The following is an 18073-nucleotide window of genomic DNA, read 5'->3' as shown; positions in this document are numbered from 1 at the left end:
GAGGGATTAGAGATGTTTCCACCCGTTCCCAATCCTAGCGTCCAGCCGCAACAGCCGCGTTTCGGTGAAAAGGACCTGATCAGGCGGTCGGCGTCGAATGTGACGCCGCCTGCAGAGCGCCAGACGGAGGTGGCGAAGCTCATCGACGTGTCGAAATGCATTGGCTGTAAGGCCTGCCAGTCGGCATGCGCCGAATGGAACGACACGCATGAGGAAGTCGGCATCAATGTGGGTGTCTATGACAATCCGCATGACCTGACGCCGAATACCTTCACGCTGATGCGCTTTACCGAGTGGGACAATCCCGATACCGGCAATCTGGAATGGCTGATCCGCAAGGATGGCTGCATGCATTGCGAAGACCCCGGCTGCCTCAAGGCGTGCCCGGCGCCGGGCGCAATTGTGCAATATTCCAATGGCATCGTCGATTTCATCCATGATGAATGCATCGGCTGCGGCTATTGCATCAAAGGATGCCCATTCAACATTCCGCGCATTTCGGAAGTAACCCACAAGGCCTACAAGTGCACGCTCTGTTCCGACCGCATCGCGGTTGGACAAGGACCGGCCTGTGCCAAGGCCTGCCCGACACAGGCCATCGTCTATGGCACCAAGGACGAGATGAAGGAATGGGCCGACGGTCGCATCAAGGATCTGAAGTCGCGCGGCTTTGAAAATGCCGGGCTTTACGATCCGCCGGGCGTCAGCGGCACACATGTCATGTATGTGCTGCACCATGCCGACAAGCCCGAAATCTACGCCAATCTGCCGAACAATCCGCGCATCAGCCCGGTTGTCGAGGCGTGGAAAGGCATGACCAAATATGCGGGCATGGCCGCAATGGGGCTGGCCGCAGCAGCAGGTCTTCTGCATTATGTCTTCAAGGGTCCGAACGTCGTGACAGAGCATGACGAGGAACAGGCCGAAAAGCTCACGGGAGAAAAAAGCTCATGAGCAAGACCGACTTTGACGATGTTGAACGCGGTGACGGGATAGAACCCGGCAAACCGGTCAGGGTGCACCGCTATTCAGGCGGCGCGCGTTTCAATCACTGGATCACCGCCATCAGCCTCGTGCTGCTGGCCTTGTCGGGCCTTGCGATGTTCCACCCCTGGCTGTTCTTCCTGTCAGGTCTGTTTGGCGGCGGACAATGGACACGCGCTATCCACCCATGGATTGGCGTGGTGTTGTTTTTCAGCTTCCTTGGGCTTTTCGTGCGTTTCTGGAGTGCCAATCTGTGGAAGCGCGAAGACAGCCAATGGCTGGCACAGGCCAATGACGTGATTGCTGGCCATGAGGAAAAACTGCCCGAAGTCGGCAAATATAATGCCGGTCAGAAGCTTGTTTTCTGGTCTATGTCTTTGCTGATTATCATTCTGATCGTTTCCGGCGTGATGATCTGGAACGAATATTTCGGTTCCTTCACCAGCATCAACCAGCAGCGCTGGGCCTTGCTTGTCCATTCCATGGCGGCGGTGGCGGCGATCTGCGTCTGGATCGTGCATGTCTATGCCGCGATCTGGGTCAAGGGCACAATCCATGCGATGACACGCGGCACGGTTACTGGCGGCTGGGCATGGCGGCATCATCGCAAATGGTTGCGCGAACTGACATCGAAGCAGAAAGTGAAACAGGGTGGCAGCAAGCCTGCGGCCTAGAGCGCATCCCGAAAAGTGTGAAACGGTTTTCGGAACAAGATGCGCGAAAAAACAAAAAGATAGAGCATTTCCAATGATTCAATCAAAACAGGAAATGCTCTAGAAGTTCGCACCAGCGGGTTGTAATTTCCGTTGGTCGCCTCAGAATGACAGTATTCAGTGGTCCACGTGGCCCGTTGGGTTCGTGAGGAGTGATATGGCAGGCAAGAAAGATCTGGTGCCGGACCCAACGGTCATCGGCGAAATATCGGCCCCACCCTTCGTGCAATTGCCGGACCCCGGCGCGCTTTTTGCTAAAAGAGCAGAGCGTCTGCGTCTTTTGGGATCGGTCAGCCCGCTGAAACCCTATCTGGAATTCATAGCCGATCTGAGCGAGGCGCAGTTTGAAATTGCGGCTGGTCTCGGTCCTGTCGTCGCGGGGCAGAGCGATGAGCGGGGACGAGAGTTCGGCATGCCCTTGATCGATCGTGCGGATGCCATATCGCAAGCGGCGCTCGATACCATCTTCGACCGGCTGTTCGAGCGTGCTCGCAATATTGCCAAGCCGCAGGATGCAGCCGATGCGCTGGAGCGTGTGGCCAATAGCAGTGCGGGTGAACGTCGCCGGATGATCGAGGCACTCTTCGCCGGTGTTTTGCCGCCGGAAGCAATTGCTGAACATATCTATGTCTGGGCAGGCTTGCAGCTCTATTTCACGCGGCTTGCATCGGCGCTTGATCCGAAATCGGTGAAACCCGTTGCCGATGGCGTCTGTCCGACTTGCGGCAGCGTACCGTCAAGCTCGATGGTCGTAGGCTGGCACGGTGCGCATGGCGCACGCTTCTGCTCCTGTTCCGTCTGCAACACGCTCTGGCATTATGTGCGGGTCAAATGCGTGTGCTGCGGCTCCACAAAGGGCATCGGCTATAAGGAAGTCGAGGAAGGCGGCGGCATCATCAAGGCCGAAACCTGCGACGAATGCCAGCGTTGGGTCAAAATCATCTATCAGCAGCTTTCGGCGGATGCCGATCCGATGACCGACGATATTGCGAGCCTCGGTCTAGATATATTGATGCGCGAAACGCCTTACGGGCGAGGCGGCTTCTCTCCGCTTCTTGCCGGGCTGTGAGGTGTCATGGACCAGATCAAGGCTTCGCTGCGTCATCTTCCATCCGTGGATTCCATTCTGCAAATGCCGGAGCTTTCCGGGGCATTGGAGCGTTTCGGCCACGCATCGGTGACGGAGGCCGTGCGAAAGGCGCTGGGCGATGAGCGGGAGGCGGTGAAATCCGGCACCCCGCTTTCGAGCAACACGCATTTGGCTGAACGGGTTCTCCATTTGCTTGAAGCGTCGGGGCAATCGAGCCTGCGCCCGCTGTTCAATCTGACCGGAACCGTTCTGCATACCAATCTGGGGCGCGCCCTCCTTGCCGAAGTCGCAATCGAGGCCGCTACGCAAGCCATGCGGCAGGCGATTTCGCTTGAATTTGACCTGTCGTCGGGCGGGCGCGGCGAGCGGGACGACCATCTGCGCGCACTTGTCTGCGAACTGACCGGGGCGGAAGACGCCACCGTCGTTAACAGCAATGCCGCTGCCGTGCTGCTGGTGCTGAACAGCCTTGCCTCGGGCAAGGAGGCCATCGTGTCGCGCGGCGAACTGATCGAGATCGGCGGCGCATTCCGCATGCCGGACATTATGACCCGTGCCGGGACGCGGCTTGTCGAAGTCGGCACCACCAACCGCACTCATCCGCGTGATTACGAAAACGCAATCAACCCGGATACGGGGCTGGTACTGAAGGTCCATACCTCCAACTACCGGATCGAAGGTTTTACGCGGGAAGTCACGGCACCGGAACTGGCCACAATTGCGCAAGCCAAGGGCGTGCCGCTGGTCAATGATCTTGGCTCCGGCACGCTTGCCGATCTGACTGCCTTCGGTCTCGCACACGAGCCGACGGTGCGCGAAGCGGTCGCCGAAAGTGCAGATATTGTCACCTTTTCCGGCGATAAGCTTCTTGGTGGACCGCAAGCGGGATTCATCGTCGGGCGGCGCGACCTGATTGCCCGCATCAACAAGAACCCGATGAAGCGCGCCTTGCGGGTCGACAAGATCCGGCTCGCAGCACTTGAAGCGACGCTGAAACTCTATCGCAATCCAGAACGGCTTGCCGAAAAGCTGCCGACCATTCGCTATCTGGCGCGTCTGCAGGCTGAAATTGCCGCGCAGGCGGCACGGCTCAAGCCGGCGCTGGAGAAAATACTCGGCCCGACTTTTATCGTGACGGTGACAGATTGCGCCAGCCAGATCGGCTCTGGTGCATTGCCGCTCTCGACCGTTCCAAGTGCTGGATTGTCGATTGTGCCGAAGGACGGCAGCGGCTCCGCACTGACAGCACTTGCCGGTTCATTGCGTGCACTGCCTTTGCCGGTCATCGGGCGAATCGAAAAGGGCGCATTCGTGCTCGATATGCGCTGCCTTGATGACGAGAATAGTTTTGTTCGGAACCTGTCATCCTATGCGGCTCGCTGATTTTTTCGCCCGCAAACCGAAGCCGGATACGACAGCGCAAGCGCTGGAGAAGGCGCTTGCCGCTGCAAAGGCGGGCGATTACGCAACGGCGCTTTTCATCTGGGAGCCGCTGGCACGTGCAGGCAATGCGCGCGCGCAGAACAATATCGGCGCCTGTTTTGCAGGCGGCATGGGCGTTGAGAAAAATGTCGACCTCGCGCAGCGCTGGCTGGCCTTGTCTGCTGCGGCTGGCGATGCTTCCGGCCAACGCAATCTCGCTTCGCTGCTGTTCAAGGGCGAAGATATCGAGGCTGACTATCCGGAAGCTGCAAGGCTGTACCGGCTTGCCGCAGAACAGGGTGATCCACAGGCGCAGGACATGCTGAGCTGGATGATCATGGAAGGTGAGGTAATCACTGCCGATCCTGTCGAGGCGCGTAAATGGGCGCTGAAGGCGGCGGAAGGCGGCGTTGCGAGCGCCATGACGCGGCTTGGCATGATCTATCATAATGCTCTCGGCGTGCCGCGTGATCCGTCTCAGGCCGTACACTGGTGGCGGAAGGCGTCCGCCGCGGGCGACCCGGATGGAGAAGCCATGCTTGGTGCGGCGCTGCATCTTGGCATGGGCGTGGACCGCGACCCGGTGGCGGCTTACGAATGTCTCATGCGCGCCGAGGCGGGCGGCAGCGCGCTTGCCGCTCCTTTCATCGAGGCAGCGCGCAATGCGCTGAATGAAAAGCCATGATTGTCGGAACGGCGGGGCATATCGATCACGGCAAGACCTCGCTGGTGCGCGCGCTCACGCAGATCGACACAGACCGGCTGAAGGAGGAAAAGGCGCGAGGCATTTCCATCGATCTCGGCTTTGCCTATCTGCCCTTGTCTGGTGACGAAAAGGATATACTCGGCTTCGTCGACGTGCCGGGACACGAAAAGTTCGTGCATACGATGCTGGCCGGTGCGGCGAGCATCGATTTCGTCATGCTGGTTGTCGCCGCCGATGACGGGATCATGCCGCAGACCCGCGAACATCTGGCAATCGTCAATCTGCTTGGCATCCGGCGCGGGGTTGCCGTCATCACCAAATCCGACCTTGTCGAGCCTGACCGTCTTGCCGAAGTTGAAATCGCTATCCGCAATGAACTGGCGCTGACAGGGCTTGCCGACATTCCCGTTCTGGCGATCTCGACCGTGTCGGGTGCCGGGATCGACGATCTTAAAACCATGCTGGAAACCGAAGCCCATGCATTCGGCGAGCGGCGGGCAAATGGACGCTTTCGTCTCGCGGTGGACCGCTCCTTTACGCTCAAGGGCGCAGGCACAGTGGTCACGGGTACGGTGCTTTCCGGTAAGGTAGCAATTGGCGACCATCTGGTCATCAGCCCGTCTGGCAAGGACGCGCGCGTCCGCACCATTCATGCGCAGAACAGGCCAAGCGAAACTGCTGAGGCGGGTGATCGCTGCGCGCTCAATCTGGCAGGCGACAGCATATCGAAAGAAGCGGTGCATCGCGGCGACATGCTGGTGCAGCCCAGCCTGCATCGCCCGACGGACCGCATCGATGCATCGTTGCAAATCCTGTCCTCGGAGAAAAAGCCGCTTGGTCAGTGGTTCCCGGTTCGCTTGCACCATGCCGCAACCGAGGTCGGAGCACGCATCGTGCTTCTGCGGGAAGAAGAGCTTCGGCCTGGCACCGAAAACCGCGTGCAGCTGGTGCTGGATCGTCCTGTTACGGCTGCTGCCGGAGATCGTTTCGTCATCCGGGATGTTTCCGCGCAACGCACCATCGGCGGCGGACGTTTTCTCGATCTGCGCCCGCCGCAACGCAAGCGCCGTAGCCCGGAGCGCATGGCGCAGCTTGACGCCCACTCCATTGACGACCCGGTGGAAGCGGCACGCGCACTTCTGTCTGTCGAGCCTTATTATCTTGATGCGACAGTATTCCTGCGCGACCGCGCTTTGCCGGACGATCCACAAGATCTGACGCAGGCGCTCGATGCCGTGATGCTCCCGCAGGCGAACTCCGTGCTCTTGCTGTTACCAGAACGATGGGATGCTCTGCGCGAGGATATTCTGGCGCGGCTCGGCACTTTCCACGAAGAAAATCCAGACCTGATCGGCATGGGTGTAGAGCGGCTGAGGTTGCTGTTGAAGCCGCGCCTGCCAGCACCAGCCTTTCGCGCGGCCATCGCTGCGCTGATCGAGGCCGACCTGCTGAGGCTGGACGGTGCCTGGCTTCGCCTCCGCGATCATGAAGTGACGATGAGCGATGCCGACGAGACGCTCTGGCAACGCATCGCGCCGCTGCTGGAAAGCGATGCCCGTTTTCGTCCGCCACGCGTGCGCGATATTGCAGGTCTGCTTGATGAACGGGAGGAAGATATTCGCCGCCTGCTCAAGCTTTCAGGGCGCATGGGCCGGGTGCATGAAGTGGCGCACGACCATTTTTTCCTGCGGGCGACAATTGCCGAAATGATCGGCATCCTGTCGGATATGGATGCGGCATTTGATAGTGGCTGGTTCATTGCGGCGCGGTTTCGCGACCGGGTGGATAGCGGTCGCAAGGTGGCGATCCAGATACTGGAATTCTTCGATCGTAACAGTGTCACGATAAGGCGCGGAGACATGCGCCGCCTGAACCGCCGCAAGCTGGACTTGTTCGGCGATTTCGCGCAAGGGGAAACAGCGCAAGCTGGAGAAACGAAATGAAATCTCTTTCGACAACCATCTGCCTGATAATCGTTCTTGTCGCCGTCAGTGGCTGCGCTAATCGCCCGTGCAATGAATGGCCGGGAACCTGCATCATTCAGTGACCGGCGGCTGGAATCCAGCCGTCCAGATTGACGCTCTGATTGCTGGTGCTGTAGGAATGAAATGGTAGCAACCGGGCGGAAAACCGCCTGCCGCTACGGTAGCTGATCAATATCAGGAAGGGATGCATGCCCGGTGGCATGTCCGGACTTCAAATCCGGGAGGGGCCGATAGACGGTCTTTGGTGGGTTCGACTCCCATTCTCTTCCGCCAATCGGCTTTTCAGGTCATCTTGAGCGTACGATGCTGAGCACATTGCGCACTACCTCGTCCTGAAGCGGACGCTGCTTCTCGATGTTGAAATGGCCGATATCCTTCATGCCCGAGAAATCGCGATTGTCGAGACTTCCCTTGAAACGCGGACCGGCGGTCAGCGGTAGACCCCAGCCATGCTGCTTGAAATAGAAGTTCACGACACGCTTGATATTGCCAGGAAGCGGATCGGGACCCGTCGCGGCGAATGTCGCCATATAGTCAACCTGAATGCCCTTCTTCTCAAGGGCCTCGGCAACATCGATGACGGCATTCGCGCCAAGCGAATGGCCGATCAGGATAACGGGCGCTCGGGGATTGTGTTGCTGATCAGCGAGTATTTGATTCAATACGAGACGCCAGGCCACGTGGCTTTTGACATGTGCATCGACGCCATTGGCCTGCAATTGCTTGCCGATCTCGTCGATGCCAGCGGAGAAGATATCCCCGAAGCCACGCAGGAGGTAGACATCGGCTTGCGGCGAGTTTCTGGACGGTGTTGTTATTTTGGGCGCTGCCTGTGTGGCGCTGCCGTAAAGGGCAACAGCAATCCCGGCAAACAGCAGGCCACGACGGGTCAGGGCTTTCGAACGCAATGTATTCGGTTTTGAAATCATCTTCGACTACCTGTTGGAGCGCGTTCGAGAACCATGAACAGGCTTTCGAACAAGGTGCATCAAGGCAGATATCTAGAGCGCCGGATTGTTTCAGCCAAATCACTAGAACTTGAGTTTTGGAATGACCCGGCCGGTTCGGCTGGCATATTCGTCATAGGATGTACCGAATGCCGCGCGCATCATCGCTTCCTCGTGATCGACCCGATGGAAATAAAGGATAGCGACGCCGACAAGCCCCGCCAGACCGGCGAACCAGTTTGGCAGCAGGCAGAATTGCGCAATCGCCCACAGCCAGAATGACAGATACATCGGATGACGGACATATTTGTAGAGGCCGTCGGTGACCAGCTTGTGCTCTCGCCGGATTTCAAGCGAGACGGACCAGTTTTTGCCCAACTGTCGATGGCTTGCATAGAAAAGCCAAAGGAAAGCGATTTCGACAAACAATCCGATCCAGGCCAGCCATGGCTGGAAAGCATAGTCGGCAAAAGCGGGAAAGCCGGTTGCGACATAGACGATCGGAATCAGCGACAGGCCGACGGTCGCCGCACCCAGCGCCAGCCTGTCAGCCAGCGTTTTTGCATTGTTGGCAACCTTGATCTTGCGCGCACGTCGCTGGTGCGGAATGCGGATAACGACCCAGGCGACAAGCCCGATGCCCCAAACGATTGCGGCCAGTGTCGGTGTCATTCGGCAATAGTTTCCTTCGTTGGCAAGGCACCAATTATTCGGTCGTCTGTCCGGTCTCTCAGCGAAATCGGCCCACAGCAAATCTGAAAGAAATCATACCAATAGGGCTTCGTATTTCCGAATACATATTGATAGTGCACGCGAAAAAGATTCCGCTTCACACGCTTGTAGATTTCCGGCTGCAGCATATCCTTTATTCGCACGGTCTTTGTGACAGGAAAGGGCCGTTGCGGTTCGCGTTTCAGGCCCATTTCAGCCACGGGATCGGTCTTGTAGAAATTGATGGCATCGGTCAGGCACTGGATTTCCACCCAGTCGATCTTGCCGTCGTCCACCAGCCGTTGCACGCCTTCGCGAAAATGCTTGCCTGCGGGGTGATAGCCCGCCTTGAGCGCGGTCGATCCAAGGGTGAGCACCGTCACTTTGGATGCACGGCTGCTGAATGCCGGATCGATGGCAAGGCAGCGCGCTGCAACGTCCAGCATCAGCATGCCGCCGGTGCTATGGCCGATCAGAATGACCTCGTCATAATGTTTCGTGGTGACACGCTCGACGATACCGGCAGCAAAACGCTGCATCAGGGATTCGCCGTCCTGCCGTCGTCCCCGAATGAAATTGAGTGAAAACGACCACAAATCCATCAGATGGTTGGTCGACCAGCGCTTGCCCAGAACGGCGAGTGCTACGGAGAAAACCACCAGACCGACGAGCCAGCTGATAACGCCCAGCCATTGGACCGTCCAACGCGCCACTGCATAGCCCGCGGCAGCAAACAAGGCGAGGACGAGAAACGGGTAGAGGAAATAGAGCCCGAAGCGCCACGCCTTGGCAAAAAAACGAAAGGCTGTGCCCGTTAGGACAAAATCGCCGAATGCAACGAGATATTTGGCCAGCCTGACAGCAAGAGGGCGGTCGAAATCCGCCAGCACTATTCTGTCCAGTACGAGAAAATTGAAGTCTGTCTCTGTGGTCCAGCTCTTGTCGTCGGGCGCCGTTTCAATGGAAACGGTGCCGACCTCGCGCTCAGGCGATACATCCACAGGCGAAACGACGGAACGAACGCTCCAGAGCGCTTCGAACCGTTTGATTTCTCTATTCAATCGCCCGAAGAACGCCTCCGGCGTTTTCGGGTCGTAGCCGCCAATGAAGAAGACAGCGCGTCGTCGAACCGGTTGCTTCATGAGCAAACCGTAATTTGGGGTTCTCGGATTGTCGAGATCATTGCCGGTCATCCCCAAACAAATATGCTTGAACCGTTGCGGTGGCTTATCTCATATCGACCAGACCGCGCTTTATGGCTTCGCGGGTTGCTTCGGCGCGAGAAGAAACGCTCAGCTTTTGATAGATGGCCTTCACATAGTCGCTGACGGTGTGCTCCGATAGTCCAAGTTTGCGGGCGATCTCGCCATTCCGGTGCCCGGCTCCTATCTCCTTCAGCACTTCGGTTTCCCGGCGCGAAAGATGGATGAACTCGCCTTCCGGCTCCGTAGGTGCCGGATGGGCGGATATGGCTTTCACCCGCGCGACCAGATTGAGCCTTGCCCGGATCGTGAGGATGAGAACGTCGAAGTCGATCGGTTTTGTAAGATAATCGTCAGCGCCTGCCTCCCGGCCTGTCAGCTCATGGCTGCGGTCGGCAAGTGCGGTCAGGAACAGGAACGGCGTGCCGGCAAGGTCTGCGCGGGAGCTGCGAATCTGTTCCAGAAATTGCAACCCGTTGGTGCCAGGCATCAATATATCGCAGATGATGATGTCGGGTGTCGTCGTGTCCAGCACACGCAGCGCTTCGGTCGCATTGGCGGCGCCGACGGCGTTGAAACCCGAAGTACTCAGTTCATCGATCAGTTCTTCCAGTATGTGTGTTTCGTCCTCAATACACAGGACGGTGGGCATGGGGAGGATTTCAGGCAGTCGCATGCTGGGCCACCTTTGGTAGAGTCAGAATGAACACCGTACCTTGTCCTTCAATCGAAGTGAAGACAAGCGTTCCGCCGTGCAATTCGGCCAATGCGCGCGACAGACTGAGGCCAAGGCCGGTGCCTGCCATATGCGATGCGTTGCTGGCGCGGAAAAAGCGCGTGAAGATACGATCCGCATCTTCCGCGGGTATGCCGATGCCGTAATCGCGAACGATGCAGCGGAACTCGTTTTCGTCTTCTTCCGTCGTGACTTCGATGGGCTTGTCGGCAGGGGAATATTTGGTGGCATTGCCAAGCAGGTTGACCAGAATCTGCTCGACCAGAATACCGTCGCAATAACAGAAGGTCTCGCTGTCCTGAATGTCTGTCACCAGCTCCAGCTCGGGATGCAGTTCCTGATGGTAGGCGCAGGTGTTGCGGACCAGTTCCGAAAAATCGACCGGTTGCCGGTTGATTTGAAAGCCGTTCTCATCGAGACGTTCCGCATTGGCCGTGCTCTCCAGAAGCAGGATCAGGCGGCGGCTGGCATTGCGCATGCGCTTGGCCTTATCAATGATGATTTCAGGTGTGAACTCGTCGGCGCGGCGGATGAAGCGTTGCGCAATGATGTCGATGATCGATACGGGCGTACGGAACTGGTGCGACACCGTGGTGATGAAACTCTTGTAAAGCTCCTTGGCTTTGCGTTCGTTCTCCAGCGCTTCACGTAAGGCGGCGGTGCGGTCGGCAACGGTGTGTTCCAGTTGCTGCTTGTACTCTTGCAGCGCCTTGTGGGCGCGCTCGGCCTTGCGCATGTTGGAAAATACCTGCCATGACAGAATACCTCCGGTGGCCATGATGCCCAGCACCGCAAACATGATGAGATAGATCGATTGCAATTGCTGGTCGCGCTGCGCGCCGCCTCGGTCGCGCTCCAGGATCATCGCATCATTGGCAACTTTGGTCAGCTCCTCGCGCATGGGGACCAGTGCTTCGTAAATGGCAATCGGGTCGAATTTTTCCGGCTCCGCGTCGATCATCGCCTCGATCTCGGGAAGCCGGTCGGCATTGCGCTGGATGGTTTGGGCGCCGCCCGGAATGCGTGCGAAATATTTTTTCTGCGGGGCATCGGCCAGAAGCGCAAAACGGCTGTAAAGCACATCGAGACGGAGCGAGAGATCGGCGGTGTTGGCGTTACCGCTCGGAAATGTCAGCGCCGTTTCGCCCAGCCGCCCGGCGTCGCGCTCGGTCTGGGTAATCGCCCAGACCATGTTTTCGCCGACATAGGTTGCGAGCGATTTCTGGATGACGAGAAGCTGAATGAAAGCATAAGCGAGCAGGGCCGCAAAACCCACCATGACCAGGCCGGAAAGAATATAGCCCCGCTTGAGTTTCATTTCACCTCGATCTGCTTCAGCTGCCATGCCCAGCGATGATCATAGCGCGAATCGTTCAGTTCCTCATGCTGGTCGCGCGGGTAGACGATCCAGTATGGTCCCTTGTCACGCCGGTTCAGCTCCTTGCCGTTCATCTTGTGTGCAACGAGGACGTCGTATTTATAGGCGTCTTCCAGCGGAATGCTGATGCTGTAATCATTGAGCGCCAGCACGGTTATGGAGTGGCTGGTGGCATCTTTTCCGTCGACGCCCACGGTCGCCAGCACGTCGCGCAGCAGAACCCCGTCAAAGCTCTGCGGTCCCTCGGTCCAGGCGGTGTTCGTCTGCAGCGTGCTCTGCGGCAGTTTCGTGAAATCTTCGCCAGACAGCACGCGTGTCGTTCCGTCCGGAGCGACGATGGTCAGCGTGACGGGCGGCGCAGCTTCAACCGCGCCGGTGAAATATGTGATTTGGCAGATGGCGAAAAACGCGATCAGTGCCGGGAGCGCCAGAATACGCCGGAAAGCGAACATCCAGTTTGCGCATGACACGTGAGGTTCTCCAGAAACGAAAAATTGCGAATGTATCCAAGCTTAAACGGGAGGACGCGCACAATTTCAAGATTGTCTTGAACTTGCCGAGCGAAATTCCCCTTCAAAAGCGTCAATTCACACATAACATTAAAAAATTTTGGTCCAATTCCAAATAAATATCAAACTGATTCACGAGATCTTTCAATATCTACCGGTGGTTACAAGTCATTTTTGGATGAAATGGCCGGTTCTTCTTTGTGGTGCATCCCCCTGAATAGGGGAATTGTTTTTAGCTACTAGAGCGTTCACTAAATGAGCGCCGGCCTGTTGGGGCTTAGGAGGCTGGCGCAAAAATTGGGCGGGGGCTGCTTATCGACCGCGGGGAGTCGGGGTCGATAGGCAGCCAACCAGTCCGGATAGCGCGGAAGCGGCGATAACGGTTACTCTCGAAGCGAAGCGTTTCGAGCTACGAATAAAAACCGATCCTGCCTTTATCGAATGCTTTCTGGACAAGAATGGCCGACTGGCATCTGGTCGAGCCTTGTGAACCTGCCGTTCGGGTTCCTCGATCAGAGCGAGCTTGCACCTCTTTCGCGTCCTTCATCTGGAGGGCGCGCTTTTTTTTGTCCTCCAGATGAAGGCCACATTAGTCTTTCACCTATGTCTGGCAAATGCTCCCAATGCTTGGGTTGTATGTATATACAGCTATCGGTTGCATAAAGCGTAGTAGAGATTCTCTGAGAGCGCCAATATTCCTCTTAGAAAACTGATATTTTCATCTTTTGTTTCTGTAATTTGCAATGTAGAAGCGGTGATGCGCATTCGCGTTGTCCAGTAAAAATCTAAGCATTGCAGGCGGGCATCCGGGGGGATTCACATGGCGGGCGTATTGCGTCGCAAATCCATATTGTTGATGACGACGGCAGTGGCGGGTTTGTGTGCCGCATCTTCCGCTCAAGCGATGTGCACGGAAAGCGAGGCGCATGTGGCCTGTTCGGGTGCAGCAAATCCGCTGTCGCCCAACTATTCGAACAATTCCAACAATCTGACTGTGGTAATAAATCCCGGTGCACCTCTCGGTGTACTGTTAGGTGTTGGTGGTAATGCACTGAGGCTTGGCGGCGACAATGTCACCGTCACCAATAATGGCACAATAGATCCGGCTCTTATGGGGGACTTGAGCATTGTGTCTTCGGGGTTGGTGGTTGGCAGTCCGGCAGCTGCCGGTGTGTACACTATTATCAATAATGGCATTCTGGCTGGCGCGCCAGGATCGAGTGTTAGTCTTAATGGACTAGCGCTCGCGGCGCAGAACCGAAGCGGTACGACCAATATTATCAATAATTACTCGATCATGGCGAACCCTGTTCTGGGTGCCGGAGTGACAGCAGCCGATACCGCTGCCGTTGCCGTCTATGGCGGAGGGCAGGTTAATTTTCAGAATAATGGAACTATCACCGGTCGTATCGGCTTTGGCGGGTCAGTAGGGGGCAACTTATTCGTAAATTCTGGAACCATTAATGGCAGCGTGTCCCTGGGCGCCGGCGGTAATAATCATTTCATCGCCAACACGGGTTCATCGGTCGATGCAGACGGCGGAACCGCCCCGGCTGTAGACCTTGTCTCTAGCAATGTCGGTTTCGCCGCAACGGGATATGTCGATGGCGGAGCTGGTGGGAACAATACATTGACCCTTCAGCAATCCGGCGGAACACCAGAAGGCACAATCGACGTCAGCAAATACATCAATTTCAATCTTCTCGACATTCGAAACGGAACCTGGAATCTTTCGGGAGCGTCAAGTGTCGTCAGTGCAGTGGTCGGTAATGGTGCCGCCGTCAATCTCGGCAATTCGGGCGCCCTGGGTATAGGCACGGTTGTATTCGACGGCGGGCGGATGACGTCGCTGAGTCCGTCGCTGACATTGGCCAACGATATAAGTCTCCAAAGAGGAGGGATAGCTGGCGGAGTGGAAGGGTTGGCGGTCTCCGGTATATACGACTTAACCCTGAACGGCGCCATTTCAGGTGTCGGGTCGCTCGGCAAAAGCGGCTCCGGCACGCTCACGCTGGGCGGAGTCAATACTTTCACTGGAGGCACAAACCTTGCCGCCGGTCGAGTTGTCGTCGGCAGCAACAACGCATTTGGAACCGGCAGCATTACCGTCAGTGGAGATGCAAGTCTTGACAGCAGTGCATCTCGTCAGCTTGTAAACAACATAAATATTACAGGTGGCGCGACGCTTGCGATTGACGGCTCCGGAGGTCTCAATCTGGGCGGCACGATTTCAGGCATCGGCGGATTAACGAAGAATGGTGCCGGCGTACTGGCTCTGAGTGCTCCCAACACCTATACCGGCGGTACGACGATCAATGCAGGCACGCTGGCGCTTGGTGCCGGTGGGTCGCTTGCAACTACCGGTGCCGTGAGCCTCGCAGGGTCAGGTGCGAGTTTGGATATCAGCCAGGCCGGTTCGGCCCAAACGATCGGCGGACTGGCTGGCGTGGGGGGGAGCTGGGTCGCGCTGGGGGCGAATTCCCTGACACTCGGCGATAGCGCAAGCTCCACATTCGGCGGAACAATCGGCGGCACGGGCGGAATCACGAAGGCGGGCTCCGGTACGCAGACGCTCACCGGCACAAATACCTATACAGGCGGCACGACGATCAATGCAGGCACGCTGGCGCTTGGCGCTGGCGGGGCACTCGCGGCTGGCGGCTCTGTAAATCTGGGCAGCGCGGGGGCCAGTTTTGATATTAGCGGGGCAGGCAGCAACCAGACCATCGGTGCGCTGAATGGCGTCAGCGATACGGGCGTATCACTGGGCGCCAACACGTTGACGTTCGGGGATGCGACCAACCGGATTTTCGCCGGGACGATCAGCGGTACGGGCGGTATCGTCAAGCAGGGCAGCGGACAGCAGATTTTCAACGGCATCAACACCTATATGGGGCTTACCAATGTCAATGCCGGTAGTCTCATCATAGGAGATACAAGCGGCAGTTATGCATCAGTTGCCGGTGATGTCACTGTTGCCGCCGGCGCAACAATCGGCGGGCATGGTCGCATTGGCGGTGATTTGACCCTCGCCTCGGGCAGTCATTTGAGTCCCGGCGCCAGCATCGGCACGCTTAAGGTCGGCGGTGACTTCACGGCAGAGAAAGGCAGCCAACTGGATTTCGAGATCGGTGCACCCGGCGCGAATTTCTCGACTTTCGGCCAGAGCGATAGTGTCCGGGTCGGAGGGAATCTCTCTTTGAATGGCGTAGTCCTTAACATCATAGATGGTGGTGGCATGGGACCGGGACTGTATAATCTATTCAGTTATGGTGGCGCCTTAATCGAAACAAATGGTGGGATTGCTCTGTCTACGGGGGGCGATGTTATTCAGACGCTTACGGGTAGCAAACAGATCAATCTGATCAAGATGGCTGGACTTCAGCTCAATTTCTGGAATGCAAACGGTTTAGCCAGTCCGACGCAGATGGGCGGTGGCAGTGGGACCTGGTCTGTTGCCGGTAGTAACTGGACTGATTCGCAGGGTAGTGTAACCGCGCCCATGATCCCGCAGCCGGGCTTTGCAATATTCGGCGGCGCGCCCGGCACCGTTCGGGTCGATAATACCGGTGGTGCGGTGAGCGCGCTTGGAATGCAGTTTGCCAGCGACGGTTATCGGCTTGATGGCGGTGCTCTGATCCTCATAGGCAGCAGCGGAAATGCATCTGAAATTCGCGTGGGGGACGGTTCGGCTGCAAGCGCAAACTGGGCTGCAACCATCGATAACGTCATCATCGGCACGGAGGGCATCGCCAAGACCGGCGCGGGAACGCTCGTTCTCAATGCCTTCAATGCCTATAATGGCGGCACACGGATCAGTGCCGGCACACTTTCCGTATCGAACGACGGCAATCTTGGCTTTCCCATCAGTGGTCTCATCCTTGACGGCGGCACGCTGCGGATCACAGGAACCGGATTTTCGCAAACCGCCCGTAGCGTGACCATGACCAGCAATGGCGGCGGCTTCGACATTGCCGATGCGGCAGCACGCTTTACGGTCTCGCAGGCTCTTTCGGGCAGCGGCGCTCTGGTCAAATCGGGCGACGGCACATTGGTCCTGTCCGGCGCAAACAGCTATAGCGGCGGCACGCTCGTCAGCGGCGGCACCTTGCAGGGCGATACAGGAAGCTTGCAGGGCAATATCACCAACAATGCACGGCTCGTCTTCGACCAGCAGAGCGACGGCACATTTGCAGGCGACCTTGCCGGCACTGGCGCATTGGTCAAATCGGGCGGCGGCACGCTGACCTTGTCGGGTATCAGCAGCTATAGTGGCGGAACGCTTGTCGGCGGCGGCATCTTGCAAGGCGATGCGGGAAGCCTTCAAGGCAACATCACCAATAATGCGCGGCTTGTCTTCGACCAGCAGGACGATGGTATATTCGCAGGCAGCCTTTCCGGCAGCGGAAGCCTTGTGAAGCAGGGTTCGGGCATGCTGGTTTTCAATGGCAACGGTGCGAGCTTTACAGGCTCCACTGTCATTGAAAACGGTATGCTCAAGGTCGGCGATGCCGATCCATCGGCTGCGGTTTTGGGTGGCGATGTCGCCATCAGGGCAGGCGGCACCTTGCGCGGTCACGGCGCAATTCTCGGATCGGTCACCAATGACGGTGTGCTGCGTCCCGGTGGTTCCGTCGGAACGCTGACCATCGACGGCAATCTGGTGCAGACGGCAAACAGTGTCCTGCAGATCGACACGACGCCTGCGGGAGAAGCCAGCAAGCTCGTGGTCGGCGGTTCGGCACAGCTTGGCGGTGGCCTTTCGATTATTGGCGAAAACGGCGGCTGGGCGCCGCAGACCAATTATACGATCCTGACTTCGGCAGGCGGTATTAGCGGAACCTTTGCAACAATCGACAGCAATCTGGCGTTTCTGACGCCGAGCCTGAATTACGGTGCGACGACGATCGATCTCCGTCTTGAGCGCAACGATGCCAGCTTTGCCAGCGTCGGCGAGACGCGAAACCAGAAAGCGGTGGCTTTTGCTGCCGACGGGCTGGGCAGCGGCGCAGTTTATAATGCGCTTGTCAGCCTGACTGCCGCTGAGGCGCGCGCTGGTTTCGATGCGCTTTCGGGCGAAATCCACGCCAGCGTCAAAGGTGCATTGATCGACGAAAATCGATTTGCACGTGACGCCATCGGCGACCGCCTGCGCGCTTCGTTCGATGCAAATTGCAAAGCGGGCGATCCGGTGTGGACCGGCAAAGGCAGCACTGGTGTCTATGGTCAGGCCTGTGCCAATACCGCTGAAACCGCCTTCTGGCTGCAAGGTTATGGTGCCTGGGGTTCCAATGACGGCGACGGCAATGCCGCCAAGCTCTCAACTTCGGCAGGCGGTATGTTCATTGGTGCCGACATTCCGGTCGGCAACTGGCGCACCGGCCTGATGGCAGGCTATGGCCATTCCTCCTTCGATGCCGATGACCGTTTCTCAAGCGCTTCGGTCGATACCTATACGCTCGGGGCCTATGCCGGAACGGTCGTCGAAAAGGTCGGCGCAGGCGATGTCGGGCTTCGCTTTGGCGCAACCCATAGCTGGTACAATATCGACACCGGACGCTCGGTTTCCTTTGCCGGTTTCAATGCGGCGGAAGAGGCTTCATATGATGCAAGTGTCCGACATCAGCGCCTTTGAGACAAAACTGGTTTAATTAAGAAGAGAGGATTTTTGGCTCATCATAGCTTTATCA

General features: G+C 57.6%; 13 protein-coding genes and 1 tRNA gene. 8 read left to right on the top strand and 6 right to left on the bottom strand.

Annotated features, from left to right (window positions below):
* Positions 1-12: 12 nt before the first annotated feature.
* From fdxH to HWX93_RS19540, 7 genes are all read left to right on the top strand, one after another.
* Entirely contained in the window at positions 13-954 is a 942-nt protein-coding gene (fdxH, locus tag HWX93_RS19570) for a formate dehydrogenase subunit beta (RefSeq protein WP_109988099.1), read from the top strand.
* Complete coding sequence (locus tag HWX93_RS19565) at positions 951-1658, top strand: formate dehydrogenase subunit gamma (protein ID WP_109988098.1); 708 nt, start codon at positions 951-953, stop codon at positions 1656-1658. The genes fdxH and HWX93_RS19565 overlap by 4 nt, the downstream gene beginning before the upstream one ends.
* Positions 1659-1854: 196 nt before the next feature.
* Positions 1855-2766 (top strand): formate dehydrogenase accessory protein FdhE, encoded by a 912-nt coding sequence (gene fdhE, locus HWX93_RS19560; RefSeq protein ID WP_176038418.1) that lies wholly within the window; start codon positions 1855-1857, stop codon positions 2764-2766.
* 6 nt (positions 2767-2772) lie between these two features.
* Positions 2773-4170 (top strand): L-seryl-tRNA(Sec) selenium transferase, encoded by a 1398-nt coding sequence (gene selA / locus HWX93_RS19555; RefSeq protein WP_176038417.1) that lies wholly within the window; start codon positions 2773-2775, stop codon positions 4168-4170.
* Complete coding sequence (locus HWX93_RS19550; RefSeq protein WP_176038416.1) at positions 4157-4894, top strand: tetratricopeptide repeat protein; 738 nt, start codon at positions 4157-4159, stop codon at positions 4892-4894. The genes selA and HWX93_RS19550 overlap by 14 nt, the downstream gene beginning before the upstream one ends.
* Positions 4891-6858 (top strand): selenocysteine-specific translation elongation factor, encoded by a 1968-nt coding sequence (gene selB, locus HWX93_RS19545; RefSeq protein ID WP_176038415.1) that lies wholly within the window; start codon positions 4891-4893, stop codon positions 6856-6858. Before HWX93_RS19550 ends, selB begins: the two co-directional genes overlap by 4 nt.
* Positions 6859-7077: 219 nt before the next feature.
* Positions 7078-7173, top strand: a tRNA-Sec gene (locus tag HWX93_RS19540).
* A 14-nt stretch (positions 7174-7187) separates the two neighbouring features.
* Here the strand turns inward: HWX93_RS19540 and HWX93_RS19535 are convergent.
* The 6 genes from HWX93_RS19535 to HWX93_RS19510 all read right to left on the bottom strand — a co-directional run bounded on the left by HWX93_RS19535 (position 7188) and on the right by HWX93_RS19510 (position 12344).
* The gene (locus HWX93_RS19535; RefSeq protein WP_176038414.1) at positions 7188-7829 is read right to left on the bottom strand and encodes a lipase; all 642 of its coding nucleotides are present in this window, start codon (positions 7827-7829) and stop codon (positions 7188-7190) included.
* A 102-nt stretch (positions 7830-7931) separates the two neighbouring features.
* Entirely contained in the window at positions 7932-8519 is a 588-nt protein-coding gene (locus tag HWX93_RS19530; protein WP_176038413.1) for a protein-S-isoprenylcysteine O-methyltransferase, read from the bottom strand.
* Positions 8516-9700: an alpha/beta fold hydrolase gene (locus tag HWX93_RS19525; RefSeq protein ID WP_176038412.1), complete on the bottom strand. Its 1185-nt coding sequence runs from the start codon at positions 9698-9700 to the stop codon at positions 8516-8518. Before HWX93_RS19525 ends, HWX93_RS19530 begins: the two co-directional genes overlap by 4 nt.
* A gap of 85 nt (positions 9701-9785) precedes the next feature.
* Positions 9786-10436 (bottom strand): response regulator transcription factor, encoded by a 651-nt coding sequence (locus tag HWX93_RS19520; RefSeq protein WP_176038411.1) that lies wholly within the window; start codon positions 10434-10436, stop codon positions 9786-9788.
* Positions 10423-11814 (bottom strand): sensor histidine kinase, encoded by a 1392-nt coding sequence (locus tag HWX93_RS19515; RefSeq protein WP_109988077.1) that lies wholly within the window; start codon positions 11812-11814, stop codon positions 10423-10425. Before HWX93_RS19515 ends, HWX93_RS19520 begins: the two co-directional genes overlap by 14 nt.
* The gene (locus HWX93_RS19510) at positions 11811-12344 is read right to left on the bottom strand and encodes a molybdopterin-dependent oxidoreductase (RefSeq protein ID WP_235969149.1); all 534 of its coding nucleotides are present in this window, start codon (positions 12342-12344) and stop codon (positions 11811-11813) included. The genes HWX93_RS19515 and HWX93_RS19510 overlap by 4 nt, the downstream gene beginning before the upstream one ends.
* 859 nt (positions 12345-13203) lie before the next feature.
* Here HWX93_RS19510 and HWX93_RS23225 point away from each other — a divergent pair.
* Positions 13204-18018 (top strand): beta strand repeat-containing protein, encoded by a 4815-nt coding sequence (locus HWX93_RS23225; protein ID WP_176038410.1) that lies wholly within the window; start codon positions 13204-13206, stop codon positions 18016-18018.
* The last annotated feature ends 55 nt before the right edge of the window (positions 18019-18073 follow it).

Origin of the sequence: Brucella tritici (genome assembly GCF_902825325.1) — a bacterium.
Lineage (GTDB): Bacteria > Pseudomonadota > Alphaproteobacteria > Rhizobiales > Rhizobiaceae > Brucella.
Note: the sequence above shows the minus strand (reverse complement) of the source record. Positions and strands in the feature narration are given on the sequence as shown.